We start from the raw sequence: 14,506 nt of genomic DNA, 5'->3' as shown, positions 1-14,506 counted from the left end.
GTCGGTGCCCCGGCCTAGGCTGATGAGGTGCAGCAGCCCCATCCCTCCCCGGAACTTCCGTGACCGTCACCTGGCGCGACTTCAGGCGCGCCCGGCGCCGGTCGCGCCAGGCCTGGGCATTGCTGGGCGCCACGATGCTGGCGTTGCTGGCTGGCCTCGGCTGGTTCTTCACCGCCGGCCAATTTGCGATCGCAGAGCCGAGGGTGGCGGGGCCCACCGAGGCTCCCGTGCTGGCGGCGGGTTGGATGAAACCGGTCGCGCCGGTTCGGGCCGTGCCGTCCGGTCTCGCCGTGGACCTCCTGTCGGTGCTGCCGGTCAAGGGCCGCGCAGCCAGCGGCAACTACAACCGCAGTGCCTTTGGCCAGGCGTGGCTCGACGTCGACCGTAACGGCTGTGACACCCGCAACGACATCCTCCGCCGAGACCTGGCCGGCGCCATGTTCACCGAAGGCTCCCGCTGCCGGGTCGGATCCGGGACCTTCCAGGAGCCCTACACCGGGCGGACCATCGCCTTCCAGCGCGGTGCGGCGTCCAGCAAAGCCGTGCAGATCGACCACGTCGTGGCGCTGGGGGACGCCTGGCAAAAGGGGGCCCAGCAGCTGAGTCCGCTGCAGCGCCAGCACCTCGCCAACGATCCGCTGAACCTCATTGCCGTGGACGGGCAGGCCAACCAGGACAAGAGCGCGTCCGACGCCGCCACCTGGCTGCCGCCGAACAAGGCGTTCCGCTGCCACTACGTCGCCCGGCAAATCTCGGTGAAGGCCGCCTACGGGCTGTGGGTAACGCCGGCCGAAAAGGACGCGATGAAACGGGTTCTCGGTGCCTGCCCGGGGCAGCAGACCATCGTGCCGCGCTGATGTCCGGGCTGATTCGCGCTGCTGTCTGCGCTGTTGGGAGCGGAACGATTCCCGGCTCATTGACACCCGACACTGCCAGGTCTAGGACTGGAATCGTCAGCTACGGCCCACCACTCGAGGAGTAGAAATGGCCTACGGAGTTGTGCACTTTTTTCCGGGAGGAACCAAGGAACAGTACGAGGCGTCCATTGCCGCGGTTCATCCCGGCGAAGGCCGCTTGCCGGAGGGGCAGGTCTTTCATGCCGGCGGCGCATCGGCCGGTGGATGGACAATCATGGCGGTCCACGATTCCCAGGAGAGCTGGGAGAAATTCCGTGACGGCATCCTGATGCCCAAAATGCAGGCCGGCATCGAGGGCGGCTTCACATCCCCGCCGGAAGAGACCGTCATTGAGCTTTACAAGGTGATGCCTTAGGACACAGGCCGTCCGGCAGTCAGAACAGCAATGAGACGAGGCACCAGCAGGCCACGACCAGCCCCACGACCAGCATCGGGACGTTCCACTCGGACACGACCGTGCGCTCGGCCGAACTCTGGCCGGGGCCGCTGGTTGCGCCCGGCTGCCTGGCATCCTGCCAGGCCCGGACAATCGCATCCCGTCCGCCCGACGTCGGAGGCTGGCCCATGCGCTCATTGGACGGCAGCATCCCGAAGGGGCGTTCCTTCCAGTCCCGGGCCTGTTCGAACCCGGTGCCAAAGGCGCTGGGCGGCGTCGGGGCACCCCAGCTGACATACTTCCTACCGGCAGCCCTCACCGTGACGGAGTAGCGGACCTCGACGTCGTCCACGGCGGCGAACGGGATCCGGTGCCGTCGGAGCCCGTTGACCACGTCAAACTTGTCGGCTCCCACGATCAGCCTCGGCTGCCACTGCGTCAGATAGACCAGCAGGGCCGCGGCAGCCAGCCACGGCGCGGCCGCCACGGCAGCCCCGCCCCTTCCCGCGAGCATCAGCCAGCCCATGCCGGCAGCGCTGCCTCCCCAGACCAGGAGCGATACCACCCGGCCGGATGGCTCCTTGAAGGTGCGCGGCCTCGGTCTTGAGCTTGTTTCGGTTTCCCCCATGCGCCACATCATGCCAGCGGAGTGCCGGTTTCCCGGCTAGGCCCGGGCGGCTTGTTCCGCGAGTTCTGCTTCGAGCCGCTCGACGTCGGCCCGGTGGCAGAGCTCGGTGGCGCGTGTGGTGACAGTCGCGCTGCCGGCAGCGACCGCCGAACGGAACGCATCAGCCAGCGTGCGCCCCTGCGCCAGCCGGAGCACGAAGGCTGCCAGGAAACTGTCGCCGGCACCGACCGTGCTCTGCACCCGTACCGGCGGCACGGCCAGACGGAGCGTGCCGCCCTGGGACGCCAGGACTGCTCCCTGGCCGCCCAGGGTCAGCGCGACATGTTCGGCGGATCCGTCGGCCACCAGCGCCATGGCGGCGTCGAGCTCGCTTTGCTCGGTCTCCAGGGTCGTGCCGAAATGCAGCCCGAGCTCCCGCCGGCTCGGTTTGACCAGGAAGACCCCCTCGGACAAGGCGGCGGCCAGGGCCGGTCCTGAGGCGTCGACGACGCAGCGCGCATTCTGCTCGCGCGCGAGCCTGGCCACCTCGGCGTAGAAGTTATCCGGTACACCGGGGGGCAGGCTGCCGCTTGCCACCACGTACCCGCCGGGCTGGATGGAATCCGCCACGAGCGCCAGGCACAGCCGCCACTCGGGTTCACTCAGCTCGGGTCCCTGCAGGACAAAGCGGAACTGCTTGCCGGTGGAGGTCTCATCGACAGTGAAGTCCTGCCGGGTGCTGCCCTGGATCGGAACCACCAGTGTGGGGAGCCGCTCCGCTTCGATCAGTCTCCGGTAGGCCTCGCCCGTGGGGCCGCCCGCCGTGTAGATGGCCAGGGGACGTCCGCCGAGCCGTTGGACCACCCGGGCCACGTTCACGCCGCCGCCGCCCGGATCCAGGCGGCTGGGTCCGCAACGGAGCTTATGACCGCTGGTGACCACCCCGGTGGTGGTGCTGATGTCCAGGGCGGGGTTCACGGTGACCGTGAGGATGGGCTGCGCCGGCGTGGTGGCTTCCATGGGGCCAAGCATAAGAGCACGGCGTTCACACTGTCCCCGGGCCTAGATCCCCTTGTGGGCAGTGGGGCGCTCCGCAAGAATGGGCGCGGCAGGACAGGAGGCTGGAATTCAGCCGCCATTACTGGGACGGGAACCATGGCACATCGCAAGGCAGGCGCCGTCAAAGGCAGTGCCGTCAAGGGCAGTGCCGGCAAGGGCAGTGCCGGCAAGGGTAGCGCCGGGCGGGAGCCCACGCGCCATAAGGACGGCCCGGGGGAGGAGCCGGGGCAGCCTGGCCGGCTGCCTCTCGGCGTCTACACCGCGGAACTGGCGCGGCTCCAGGCGGAGCTGGTTGCGTTGCAGGAATGGGTCCGCAGCACGGGCGCACGGGTTCTGGTGATCTTTGAAGGGCGCGACGCCGCCGGCAAGGGCAGCGCCATCAAGCGGGTCACCGAGTACCTGAATCCCCGCGTTGCCCGGATCGTGGCGCTGCCGGCGCCGACCGAGCGGGAGCGCGGTGAATGGTACTTCCAGCGCTACGTACAGCACCTGCCGGCGGCCGGGGAAATCGTGCTGATGGACCGCTCCTGGTACAACCGCGCCGGCGTCGAACGGGTGATGGGATTCTGCACGCCCGCGGAACACAAACGCTTTATGTCCCAGTGCCCGGTCTTTGAACGGCTGCTGATCCAGGACGGGATCCTGCTGTTCAAATACTGGTTCTCGATCAGCCACGCGGAGCAGGAACGGCGGTTCAGGTCCCGGCTGGAGGATCCGCTGCGTCAATGGAAGCTCTCGCCGATGGATCGGGAGGCGATCCTGCGGTGGGAGGACTACTCGCGGGCCAAGGACGACATGTTCATGCAGACGGATACCGCGGAATCGCCGTGGTTTGTGGTGGAGGCAGAGGACAAACGCCGGGCCCGGATCAACATGATCGCCCACCTGCTCTCCAGCATCGACTACACCGAAGTCAGGACGGAGCCGGTTACCCTCCCGCAGAGGCCGCGCGCCGTCAATTACACCCGGCCGCCGCGGGACTTGTTCCGCTACGTCCCCGACCATGCCGCCCAGCTGCTGAAACCGAACGAGGACTAGCCCGCCGGGGCGTAACTCCACGGCGGAAATTCCACACTTTTGGGGGCGGCCGCCGGCGCGTCCCGCGAAATTCGCGGCGATTTCCTGCGTGTTGGCGTCAAAGGTGGGGAGACTCCGCGCCTGCTGGCGCAGTCCGAACGGGGACTAGCCCGCCGGGGCTAGTGGCCGAAGGGATCCGGGTCTACACCCGGCATCCAGGTCAAACCGGGGACGCCCCAGCCGCTCTTCTTGGCCTGCTTCATCGCCTTACGGGCGTAGCGGTCGATCAGCCTATTGACGTACAGCTTGCCGTCCAGGTGGTCGTACTCGTGCTGGATCACGCGCGCGAACCAGCCCGTCGCCTCGAACTCGACGGGTTTGCCGTCGCCGTCGAAGCCCTGCACCCGGGCCCATTCGGCGCGTTTGAGCGGGTACTGCCCGCCCGGGAAGGACAGGCAGCCTTCCTCTTCCTCGTCCGGGTCCGGCAGCGCCCCGGAGACTTTGGAGAGGGTCAGCACCGGGTTGACGACGACGCCGGAGGGCGGGGCGCCGTCGTCGTTGGCGTACTTGTACACGAAAAGCCGCTTGCCCACACCGACCTGGGGCGCGGCCAGGCCGACGCCGTTGGCGGCGTCGTTGGTCTCGAACATGTCCGCGATCAGGGTGCGGAGTTCGTCGTCGAAGACTTCAACTTCGGCGGCCCGGCGGTGCAGCACGGGTTCGCCCCAGATCGTGATGGGTAGGACTGTCATGTCGAAAAAGTTCCTTTAGTGCTGTTGGCTGCTGGTGCTGCGACGGTCAGCCGGCAATGGTGCGGCCGACGACGTCGCGCATGATTTCGTTCGTGCCGCCGAAGATCGTGAGCAACCGTGCCGCGAGGAAGGCCTGCGCCACCGGGTACTCCAGGATGTAGCCGTAGCCGCCATGCAGCTGCAGGCACCGGTCGGTGACGGACTTGGCCCGTTCGGAGGCCCAGAGCTTGGCCCGCGCCGCCGAGGCGGCGTCGAGTTCACCCGCGTTGAAGGCCCGGATGGCCTGGTCCACGTAGGTTTCAGTGACCTCGACCTCGGTGAGGATGTCGGCCAGTTCGAAGCGGCTGTTCTGGAAATCGATGATCCGCTCGCCGAACGCGTTACGGTCCTTTGTGTACGTCACGGTCGCCTCGTAGACGGCGCGGACGACGGCGGAACTGGCGACGGCGATGGCCAGCCGGCCCTGGGGGAGCTGCTCGGCGGCGTACTGCAGCCCCTTGCCTTCTTCGCCGACCAGGTCCGCGTGCGGTACCCGGACGTTGTCGAAGAACAGCTCAGCGGTGTCGGAGGCCTTCAGCCCCATTTTGTCCAGCTGGTTGCCGGTGTTGTAGCCCTCGGACTTGCGCACCATGAACAGCGTGAAGGAGTCGCGGCCGCCCCGCCCGGTGCTGCCGTCGGTGCGGGCCAGGACCAGGGACGCGTCGCCGGAGATGCCGTTGCCGATGAAGGTCTTCTGGCCGGTGATGAGCCAGTCGTCGCCGTCGCGCACGGCCTTGGTGCGGATGCCGCGGAGGTCCGATCCGGCGCCGGGCTCGGTCCAGGCGACCGAGGTGACCGTCTCGCCGGAGACCATGCCGGGCAGCCAGCGCGCTTTGAGATCGTCGGAGCCGTAGGCCAGCAGGTGGGGGAGGACCATGTCATCGTGCAGGTGGAAGGCCAGCCCCACGGCAAGGTGGTTGCTCTTGGCGAACTCCTCGTCCAGCACGGCACGGAAGCGGTAGTCGTCCATGCCCAGGCCGCCGAATTCTTCGGGAACGGCGAGCCCCAGCAGGCCCTGCTCGCCGGCCGCGGTCCAGAGCGAACGGGGCATCATGTGGTCCTGGTCCCACTGGCCGTAGTGCGGGGCCACCGCCCGCGCGTTGAACTCCGCAGCCATCTCACGGAACATCTCGTGGTCTTCTTCAAAGAGCTGGCGCTTCATCGCGGTTCCTTCCACGCACGGACGAGACTGGACAGACAACAAAGGCCGCACCGGATATCCGGTGCGGCCTTTGGAAAAGGTCGGACAATTCTGCCGTCCTTTGTGAGGGTGAGCGACGGGGGTTGAACCCGCGACCTCCTGGACCACAACCAGGCGCTCTGCCAACTGAGCTACGCCCACCATGTGCCCCGCCATGCCTTCCGGCGAACCGGCTGGCTGAAAAGGCAACGACAAATAGCTTACCTGCTGTTTGGGGGTGGTTTTGCCACTTTCCTCGAATTCGACGAAATTTTCCCTAAACGTGGTGGAGATTACTCCGCGGGTGCTGCTGCCGGCGCCTCGGCGGGGGCGTCCGCAGGGGCCATGATCGACTTCGYGATCCGCTGCGCCGTGGCGCTGTCCGGACCCGGTGCGGGCACAAAGACCGCCTCCCGGTAGTAGCGGAGCTCGTCGATGGAATCCTTGATGTCGCCCAGGGCACGGTGGCCGCCGAGCTTGGCGGGGGACTGGAAGTACGCCCGGGCGTACCAGCGCCGGGAGAGTTCCTTGATGGTGCTGACATCGATCACGCGGTAGTGCAGGTGCTCCACCAGTTCCGGCATGTCGCGGACCAGGAACACGCGGTCGGTGCCCACCGAGTTGCCGCCCAGCGGGGCCTTCTTCGGGTCCGGCACCCACTTCTTGATGTACTCGAGCACGGCGGCCTGGGCTTCGGCCATGGTCTTGCCGTGGGGGAGTTCCGCCAGCAGCCCGGACCGGGTGTGCATGTCACGCACGAAGTCGTTCATTTGGGCCAGCGTGGAGTCGTCCGGCTTGATCACGACGTCCACGCCGTCGCCGAGGATGTTGAGTTCCGAGTCCGTCACCAGGGCCGCAACCTCGATGAGGGCGTCGTTCTTGGAGTCCAGGCCGGTCATTTCGCAGTCGATCCACACGATGCGTTCATTAGATATAGGCACCCGCCCAGCCTACCGTTCCGCCGCCGCTGAGCGGTCCGGTGCTAGGATTTCGGGTACGCGGCCGTCGAAGATTTTCGTCATCGCGGCGTGCCCCATGGCCGGCTTGTCGGTCCGTTGCGGGCCAAAACGAGCCCCACAAGAGATTGGACGATCCTGAGATGACGGCGCCTGTACCTGCGGCGGGGGAAACGGCTGCCGGTACCTCCCGCCAGTCTCCGAAGGCCGTTGTTGCCGATGTGGATAATGCCAGGTCGCCGATCCTTGCCGGATTCCTTGGCTCCGTGTTCATGGCGGTCGGCTCGCTGGGCGTCGGCTGGCTCGCTCCGGTGTCCGAACTGCGGCGCCTACCCTTGTTCATCTGGATGCGGACCGAGGCGGTGGGTGTCGGGCTGAGCATTGTGCTCCTGGCGGTCGGCGGAATGCTCCTGGTCCGCGCCTGGCTCCGGCTGGGGCAGCGCGTGCGGAGCTGGGGCCCCGGGGCCCGCAAGGCGACGCTGCTGGCGGTGGCTGCGTGGGGGCTGCCGATGATGTTCTCCGTCCCCTTGTTCAGCCGCGATGTCTACGCCTATATCGGCCAGGGCCGGCTGATGGTCGAAGGGTTCAACCCCTACGAGAACGGCATCTCGGCGCTGTCGAACTACTTCCAGCTGGGCGCGGACAAGATGTGGACCGAGGCTCCCGTGCCGTACGGACAGCTCTTCCTCTGGATCGAACAGTTCGTGGTCTGGTCCACGAACGTCCACCCCGAGGCCAGCATCATGCTGTTCCGGCTCGCGGCCCTGCTCGGAATCGTGCTCTGCGTGATCTACGTGCCGAAACTGGCCGAGCTGCACGGCGTCAACCCGCACCGTGCCCTCTGGCTCACCGCCGCCAACCCGCTGTTCCTGACCAACTTCATCGCCAGTGTGCACAACGATGCCCTGATGATCGGCCTGGCCCTCGCCGGCCTCTACTACTGCGCCACCAAACGCGTGCTGCTGGGCCTGGTCCTGGTCACGCTTTCCATCTCGGTCAAACCCATCACGATCGTGTTCCTGCCGTTCATTGGCCTGCTGTGGGCCGGCAAGAACGCCAGCTGGCCGCGCAAGTTCGTCTTCTGGGCGCTCACCGCCGGCCTCAGCCTGGCGCTGCTGTACGCGATGAGCCTGGTAAACGGCTTCGGCTTCGGCTGGATCAACGGGCTCTCCGCCCCGGGCAGCATCTGGATCTGGTACGCACCGGTCGGCCTGCTGGGGCTCATTGTCGCCTCGATCTTCAACGCCTTCAGCCTGGACGGCTGGGGGATGGCCAAGTGGGTGTACGACGCCGGGAAGCTGCTGGCGCTCGGCATCGTCGGCTGGCAGATCTTCCGCGGCGACTTCGACCGGCTGATGCGCCGGCTCACCCTGGCCTTCGCCGCCGTCGTCTTCCTGGCACCGATGATCCAGTCCTGGTACGTCGTCTGGCTCATCCCGCTCTTTGCGGTGACCGGCATCCGGGACGACTGGCAGGTCAAGGCGGTGTACTTCATGGTGTCGTTCTTCATGGTCTACGCCATTTCGGACCAGCTGGAAGTCTTCCCCTACCTGCAGACCGACGACCTGGGCCTCGCGCTCGCCCTGGCCCGCAACGCCGCTGCCATCATCGCCCTGCTGTTCGCGCTGTACCTGATCTTCCTCGACCCGAAAACCAAACAGCTGTTCAGCAAGCCATCGGAACCGGTGACCACCCGGCCCGTCATCTGAGCCGCCGGAGCCACCTGCTCCCGCGTCGGAAGGAAGCCCCATGTCCATGATCAAGAGCCCCGAAGAGATCGCCCTGATGCGCGAGGCCGGACGGGTGGTGGCTAACGCGCTGGCGCAGGTACGCGAGGCTGCCGCCGTCGGCGTGTCCCTCAAGGAGCTCGACGGCGTGGCCGCGCAAGTGATGGCCGAGGCGGGCGCCACGCCGGCATTCCTGAACTACCGTCTCCGCTGGGCTTCCGTCCCTTTCCCCGGCGTGATCTGCACCTCGGTCAACGACGCCGTGGTGCATGGCATCCCCAACGACTACCGGCTCGAGGACGGCGACCTGCTCAGTGTGGACTGCGGTGCCTTCCTGGCGGGCTGGTGCGGGGATGCCGCCGTCAGCTTCATTGTGGGCACGGCAGACCCGGTGGACCAGGCGCTGATCGACGCCACCGACGAGGCGCTGGCCCGCGGCATTGAAGCGGCGCGGATCGGCAACAAGATGGGCGACGTGGCGTACGCGATCGGCGGGGCCGCGCGCCGGGCCGGCTACGGGCTGCTCGCCGACCACGGCGGCCACGGCATTGGCCGGACCATGCACGCAGAGCCGCCCGTGCCCAACGACGGCCGGCCGGGCCGGGGCATCAAGCTGACCGAAGGTCTGGTCATCGCGATCGAACCCATGCTGATCCTCGGCGGCAACGGCGACTACTACCACGACGACGACGAATGGACCCTCCGATCGGCCAACGGACGCCGCGCCGCCCACAGCGAGCACACCGTGGCGATCACCGCGGAGGGCCCGGTCATATTGACGCTGCCATAGGGCCGGCGGACGGCGCCGCGCCCGCTGGTGGTCAGCGGCTCCGCGTGGCCTGGCCAGCCAGTCGGATGCGCTGGCGGTGCGTTGCGAGCCGCAGCTGGATGATGCGGGCCGCCCCGGCGATGGCGACCAGCACACCGCCGCCGACCGCCGCGATGAAGAGGGCAACGCCGAGCGGGACGGAGCCCTCCAGGCCGAAGAACTTCACCTGGACATAGACCTGGTTTTGCAGGATGAAGACGATCAGCAGGATCAGCACCACCAGCGCGCTGGCAACCGCAGTCCACACCATGCCCGCGCGGGTGACCCGGCGGGGTTCCGGTGCGGCGGCCGTCGGTTCCGGCGTACCGGCACGGGGAGCTTCTTCGCGCGGAACGGCTATGGCGTCGACGGGGGCCCCGGCGCCGGGGTCGGTGCTGTCTGCCGTGCCGCCGGCGGGGTAGCCCTCAACGGAGCCGGACGGGGCCTCAGAAGTCACCGGGTACTGCGCGGGAGCGGCGTTGCGCGGATCCTGGGGATCGAATCCGTGGGGTGTCTGGGTCATGGCGGCCGTACCTTTCGATTGCGGGCGGGTCGCTCAGGCTTTCCCTGGTGCCCCGCCTGTCACCTCAATACTAAGCGTGCTCATGGCTCGGGAGGCTTGCAGCCTAGGGGTGCGTTGCGGCTCAGTCGGGCCGCGGCAAACGCAGGAAGGCAGGCTGTTGGCACAGGGCGGGCGGGGGTATAGCGTCACAGCCAAAGGGGCGCCCGGAGCGGGCGGTTCAGGCGAGGAGGCATGGCCGTGACGATCGTCGACAACGCCGTCTACGTGGACGGGTACCGGACCGCGGACCCTGAGGACCTGGACGAGACGTATTTCCTGTTGCGGCAGCGCCAGGGCATGGCCTGGATCGGGCTCTACCGTCCGGACGCAGCGGAGCTTCGCTCGGTGGCCGAGGAATTTGACCTGAACCATCTGGCGGTGGAAGACGCGCTCGCCGGCCATCAGCGCGCCAAGCTGGAACACTACGGCGACACCCACTTCCTGGTGCTGCGCCCGGCCCGGTACCTGGACGAGGTGGAGAAGGTCCAGTTCGGCGAGATCCATATTTTCACCGGTCCCGATTTTGTGGTCACCGTCCGCCACGCGGAATCACCGGACCTGGCCCGGGTGCGCCGTCGGATGGAGTCCCAGCCGGACTTCCTGGCCCTTGGGCCGGATGCCGTGCTGTACGCCATCCTCGACCAGGTGGTCGATGAGTACGAGCCCGTTGCCGCCGGCCTGGAGAACGACGTCGACGAGATTGAAGACGAGCTGTTCGCGGCAGATCCGGGAGTCTCCCGCAGGATCTACGAACTCTCGCGGCAGGTGATCATGTTCCAGCGCGCTACGGCGCCGCTCACCGGCATCCTGCAGGCTCTCCGGGCCGGCGCCCCCAACCACGTCCCGGGCCCGGAACTGCAGGACCACTTCCGCGATGTGCTGGACCATGTGCTGCGCCTGAGTGAACGGATCACTGCGTTCCGCGCCCTGCTCCAGAACGCGCTCGCGGTCAACGCCGCCCTCGTGGCGCAGCGACAGAACGATGAAATGCGGCTCCTCACGGAGTCGAGCATCGCCCAGAACGAACAGACCAAGCGGATCTCGTCCTGGGCCGCCATTCTCTTCGCGCCCACGTTGATCGCGTCGATCTACGGGATGAACTTCCGCCTGATCCCGGAGCTCGACTGGGTTTTCGGGTATCCGATGGCGCTCGGGCTGATGCTGGTGATGGGCGTGGCCCTTTACCTGACCTTCCGGCACAACGAATGGATCTGAAGGGGCCGGGCTTCGCGTCAGAGCGGGCTTCGGGGCGGCAGGGGTGCGGCCCTGGGCGGCGGATGAGCCGCGACCAGGGCCGCACGTTGTGCCCCAGGAGGGAATCGAACCCCCGACCGGCGGATTAGAAGGCCGCTGCTCTATCCCCTGAGCTACTGGGGCACGTTCGGCGTGCCGACAGGCTACTGCCGGGGACGCCTCAAGAAGTTTACAGGGCCCCGCGCGCTCCGCCAGTCAAGCGTGCCCGCAAATGCCTGTGCCTGGCCGACCAGGTTTTCCACATAGCGGAATCCCGCACTGCCGTCCGACGCGCCCGCGCGTAAAGCTGGAACTGCTCGGTGGGGCAAGACCAAATCGAGCGAGCGTACTCAAGACAGGGCTTGTTCAGGACAGCGACTACTCAAGACAGGACAGACCAATGAACGACAGCATCACGGTCCGCGGCTTCGTCGCCTCGGAGATCAGGAGCACGACGACGCCGGGCGGGGTCGCCACCGCTTCCTTCCGGCTGGGCTCGACGGAGCGGCGCTTTGACCGCGCCGCAAACGCATGGGTGGACGGAAACACCAACTGGTTCACGGTGCAGGGATACCGCCAGTTGGCCGGAAACATGGGCTGCAGCATCAAAAAGGGCCAGCGCGTCATCATCGTGGGCCGGCTTAAGATGCGCAGCTGGGAAAAGGACGGCCGCGTTTATCACGTGGCAGAAATCGACGCCGAGTCTGTCGGCCACGACCTGATGTGGGGGTCCGCCAACTTCACGCGCACCGCCGCTAATGGCCCGGTGCCCGGACAGGACGCCGCAGCCACCGAACGCACCGGGAGCGGCCACGACGCCCATGACGACGACCGCGGCGTGGACGTCGACGCGGACGATGCAGGGGCCGACGATGCCGGGTCGGGCGACGACGAGCAGGATTTTGACGCAGAGACCGGCGAATTGAAGGGGGCCGCCGCCTGAGGCCGCCGGACTGCAGCCCATGGCAGAATTGCCGGGTGAAGCGAGCCCGGACGAACTCTCAAGACCAGGCGGTGCTGCCGGTGCTCGGGGCGCTTATCCTGCTGCTTGCATCAACGGCGGGTTGTTCGGCGGCCGCTGGGGGCAGTGGGGGAGCGCCGGGGGGCGTCCTCTCCGCGGAAACACCGCCGGGCACGGCCCGGCCCGCACCCGCCCGRATCCCTTCCGCGGCAGCGACAGCGCGCCCTGCCACCTCCGCGGCCGCCGCCCGGCTTGAGGCGGCTTTGGCGAAGCTGGCCAGGGAGGCCGAGCCCGGAACGGAACAGATCCGGGCGGCCCTCGTCGAAGCCGGATTCCCGCGGGACGGCATCGAAGTCACGGCGAGCCGAACCCCTACCGGGCTGCAGGCTGACGCTGTAGAGGCTGCGGTCCGGCAAGACCGGGACTGCGTCGTGGCCCAACTGCGCAACGGTACGGTGGCGGTGACCGTGTTGACAGTCTTGGCGGATGGCCGCTGTTTCGCGGGCAGACCCGCCTAGAGACCGTCCGCAGACCAGGTGCCGGGCCGCCGGCTGGCCGGGGGACCGGAATGTGAGTTATCCGCGTCAAGCCACTAGATTTGTAGGCATGGCGGAATTTATCTACACAATGACCAAGGCCCGCAAGGCCGTTGGCGAAAAACTTATCCTCGACGACGTGAGCATGTCCTTCTTCCCGGGGGCCAAGATTGGTGTTGTTGGCCCGAATGGTGCCGGTAAGTCCACCATTCTCAAGATCATGGCCGGCCTGGACACTCCCTCCAACGGCGAGGCCCGGCTGAGCCCCGGCTACACCGTCGGCATCCTGCTGCAGGAGCCGCCGTTGAACGAGGACAAGACCGTTCTGGGCAACGTCCAGGAAGGCGTCGGCGAGATCTACGGCAAGATCCAGCGCTTCAACGAGATCTCCGAAGAGATGGCCAACCCCGACGCTGACTACGACGCTCTCCTTGAGGAAATGGGCCAGTTGCAGGAAGCCATCGACGCCGCCGACGCCTGGGATCTCGACTCCCAGCTCGAGCAGGCCATGGATGCCCTGCGCTGCCCGCCGGCCGACGCCGATGTCACGCTCCTCTCCGGTGGTGAGCGCCGACGCGTCGCGCTCTGCAAGCTCCTGCTGCAGAAGCCGGACCTGCTGCTCCTTGACGAGCCCACCAACCACCTCGACGCCGAGAGCGTGCTGTGGCTTGAACAGCACCTCTCCTCCTACCCGGGCGCCGTCCTCGCCGTCACCCACGACCGGTACTTCCTGGACCACGTGGCCGAATGGATCGCCGAGGTGGACCGCGGCCACCTGTACCCGTATGAGGGCAACTACTCCACGTACCTCGAGAAGAAGCGCGCCCGCCTGGAGGTCCAGGGCAAGAAGGACGCCAAGCAGGCCAAGCGCCTCTCCGAGGAACTCGAGTGGGTCCGCTCCAACGCCAAGGGCCGCCAGACCAAGTCCAAGGCCCGTCTGGCACGCTACGAGGAAATGGCCGCCGAGGCGGACCGTACCCGCAAGCTCGACTTCGAAGAGATCCAGATCCCGCCGGGACCGCGGCTGGGCGGCCTGGTCCTGGAGGCCAAGAACCTCCAGAAGGGCTTCGAGGACCGCACCCTGATCGACGGCCTGTCCTTCACGCTGCCGCGCAACGGCATCGTCGGCGTCATCGGCCCGAACGGTGTCGGCAAGACCACCCTGTTCAAGACGATCGTCGGGCTGGAGCCCCTCGACGGCGGCGAACTGAAGATCGGCGACTCCGTCAAGATCTCCTACGCTGACCAGAGCCGTGGCGGAATCGACCCGAACAAGACCCTGTGGGAGGTCGTTTCCGACGGCCTCGACTTCATCCAGGTCGGCCAGGTCGAGATGCCGTCCCGCGCCTACGTTGCCGCGTTCGGCTTCAAGGGCCCGGACCAGCAGAAGAAGGCCGGCGTGCTTTCCGGTGGTGAGCGCAACCGCCTGAACCTGGCCCTCACCCTCAAGCAGGGCGGTAACCTGCTGCTCCTCGACGAACCGACCAACGACCTCGACGTCGAGACTCTCAGCAGCCTCGAAAACGCCCTGCTCGAATTCCCGGGTTGCGCCGTCGTGGTCTCGCACGACCGCTGGTTCCTGGACCGGGTGGCCACGCACATCCTCGCCTACGAAGGCGACGAGGAGAACCCCTCCAAGTGGTACTGGTTCGAGGGCAACTTTGAATCCTACGAGGAGAACAAGATCGAGCGCCTCGGCCCCGACGCGGCCAAGCCGCACCGGGTGACGCACCGCCGCCTGACCCGCGACTAAGTCCGCAAGGCGGTCCCGCCAGG

At 67.2% G+C, this 14,506-nt stretch carries 15 protein-coding genes and 2 tRNA genes; 9 read left to right on the top strand and 8 right to left on the bottom strand.

Going from position 1 to position 14,506, the window contains the following annotated elements; genetic code table 11:
• Positions 1-59 precede the first annotated feature (59 nt).
• Positions 60-857 carry an HNH endonuclease family protein gene (locus tag AC1DGE_RS02785; protein WP_441417536.1) on the top strand — a complete coding sequence of 266 codons (798 nt, stop codon included), beginning with the start codon at positions 60-62 and terminating at the stop codon, positions 855-857.
• 127 nt (positions 858-984) lie between these two features.
• Positions 985-1,272: a hypothetical protein gene (locus AC1DGE_RS02780; RefSeq protein ID WP_441417537.1), complete on the top strand. Its 288-nt coding sequence runs from the start codon at positions 985-987 to the stop codon at positions 1,270-1,272.
• A 19-nt stretch (positions 1,273-1,291) separates the two neighbouring features.
• On the opposite strand, the gene AC1DGE_RS02775 is transcribed toward AC1DGE_RS02780, so the two are convergent.
• Both AC1DGE_RS02775 and AC1DGE_RS02770 read right to left on the bottom strand, forming a co-directional pair.
• Entirely contained in the window at positions 1,292-1,858 is a 567-nt protein-coding gene (locus tag AC1DGE_RS02775; RefSeq protein WP_441417538.1) for a hypothetical protein, read from the bottom strand.
• Between the two features lie 99 nt (positions 1,859-1,957).
• The gene (locus AC1DGE_RS02770) at positions 1,958-2,920 is read right to left on the bottom strand and encodes a 1-phosphofructokinase family hexose kinase (RefSeq protein WP_476892366.1); all 963 of its coding nucleotides are present in this window, start codon (positions 2,918-2,920) and stop codon (positions 1,958-1,960) included.
• Positions 2,921-3,055: 135 nt separating this feature from the next.
• On the opposite strand from AC1DGE_RS02770, the gene ppk2 reads away from it, so the two are divergent.
• On the top strand, positions 3,056-3,997 hold the full coding sequence (gene ppk2, locus AC1DGE_RS02765) for a polyphosphate kinase 2 (protein ID WP_476916843.1): 942 nt from the start codon (positions 3,056-3,058) through the stop codon (positions 3,995-3,997).
• Between the two features lie 158 nt (positions 3,998-4,155).
• On the opposite strand, the gene def is transcribed toward ppk2, so the two are convergent.
• The 4 genes from def to orn all read right to left on the bottom strand — a co-directional run bounded on the left by def (position 4,156) and on the right by orn (position 6,888).
• Positions 4,156-4,728, bottom strand: coding sequence for a peptide deformylase (gene def / locus AC1DGE_RS02760; protein WP_306909767.1), 573 nt, complete (start codon positions 4,726-4,728; stop codon positions 4,156-4,158).
• A gap of 46 nt (positions 4,729-4,774) precedes the next feature.
• A complete protein-coding gene (locus tag AC1DGE_RS02755; protein WP_476916842.1) occupies positions 4,775-5,929 on the bottom strand; it encodes an acyl-CoA dehydrogenase family protein in 1,155 nt (384 codons plus the stop codon).
• 107 nt (positions 5,930-6,036) lie between these two features.
• Positions 6,037-6,109: transfer RNA gene (locus tag AC1DGE_RS02750), tRNA-His, on the bottom strand.
• Between the two features lie 131 nt (positions 6,110-6,240).
• Positions 6,241-6,888, bottom strand: coding sequence for an oligoribonuclease (orn, locus tag AC1DGE_RS02745; protein WP_476916841.1), 648 nt, complete (start codon positions 6,886-6,888; stop codon positions 6,241-6,243).
• A 158-nt stretch (positions 6,889-7,046) separates the two neighbouring features.
• Here orn and mptB point away from each other — a divergent pair, with 158 nt between their 5' ends.
• Both mptB and map read left to right on the top strand, forming a co-directional pair.
• Positions 7,047-8,612, top strand: coding sequence for a polyprenol phosphomannose-dependent alpha 1,6 mannosyltransferase MptB (mptB, locus tag AC1DGE_RS02740; RefSeq protein ID WP_476916840.1), 1,566 nt, complete (start codon positions 7,047-7,049; stop codon positions 8,610-8,612).
• A 40-nt stretch (positions 8,613-8,652) separates the two neighbouring features.
• Positions 8,653-9,420, top strand: a complete 768-nt coding sequence (gene map / locus AC1DGE_RS02735; protein ID WP_476916839.1) for a type I methionyl aminopeptidase — start codon at positions 8,653-8,655, stop codon at positions 9,418-9,420.
• Between the two features lie 31 nt (positions 9,421-9,451).
• On the opposite strand, the gene AC1DGE_RS02730 is transcribed toward map, so the two are convergent.
• Positions 9,452-9,961, bottom strand: coding sequence for a LapA family protein (locus tag AC1DGE_RS02730; RefSeq protein ID WP_476916838.1), 510 nt, complete (start codon positions 9,959-9,961; stop codon positions 9,452-9,454).
• Positions 9,962-10,198: 237 nt separating this feature from the next.
• Here AC1DGE_RS02730 and AC1DGE_RS02725 point away from each other — a divergent pair, with 237 nt between their 5' ends.
• Entirely contained in the window at positions 10,199-11,215 is a 1,017-nt protein-coding gene (locus AC1DGE_RS02725; protein WP_476916893.1) for a magnesium and cobalt transport protein CorA, read from the top strand.
• Between the two features lie 89 nt (positions 11,216-11,304).
• Here the strand turns inward: AC1DGE_RS02725 and AC1DGE_RS02720 are convergent.
• Positions 11,305-11,377, bottom strand: a tRNA-Arg gene (locus tag AC1DGE_RS02720).
• A 256-nt stretch (positions 11,378-11,633) separates the two neighbouring features.
• On the opposite strand from AC1DGE_RS02720, the gene AC1DGE_RS02715 reads away from it, so the two are divergent.
• The 3 genes from AC1DGE_RS02715 (at position 11,634) to ettA (ending at position 14,483) form a co-directional block, all read left to right on the top strand.
• Positions 11,634-12,176 carry a single-stranded DNA-binding protein gene (locus AC1DGE_RS02715; RefSeq protein ID WP_476916837.1) on the top strand — a complete coding sequence of 181 codons (543 nt, stop codon included), beginning with the start codon at positions 11,634-11,636 and terminating at the stop codon, positions 12,174-12,176.
• A gap of 35 nt (positions 12,177-12,211) precedes the next feature.
• Positions 12,212-12,712 carry a DUF6993 domain-containing protein gene (locus AC1DGE_RS02710; RefSeq protein WP_476916836.1) on the top strand — a complete coding sequence of 167 codons (501 nt, stop codon included), beginning with the start codon at positions 12,212-12,214 and terminating at the stop codon, positions 12,710-12,712.
• A gap of 88 nt (positions 12,713-12,800) precedes the next feature.
• Positions 12,801-14,483 (top strand): energy-dependent translational throttle protein EttA, encoded by a 1,683-nt coding sequence (gene ettA / locus AC1DGE_RS02705; RefSeq protein WP_346960802.1) that lies wholly within the window; start codon positions 12,801-12,803, stop codon positions 14,481-14,483.
• Positions 14,484-14,506: the final 23 nt, after the last annotated feature.

Source organism: Arthrobacter sp. 05N425 (assembly GCF_056397125.1).
This window is presented reverse-complemented; position numbering and strand designations above follow the sequence as displayed.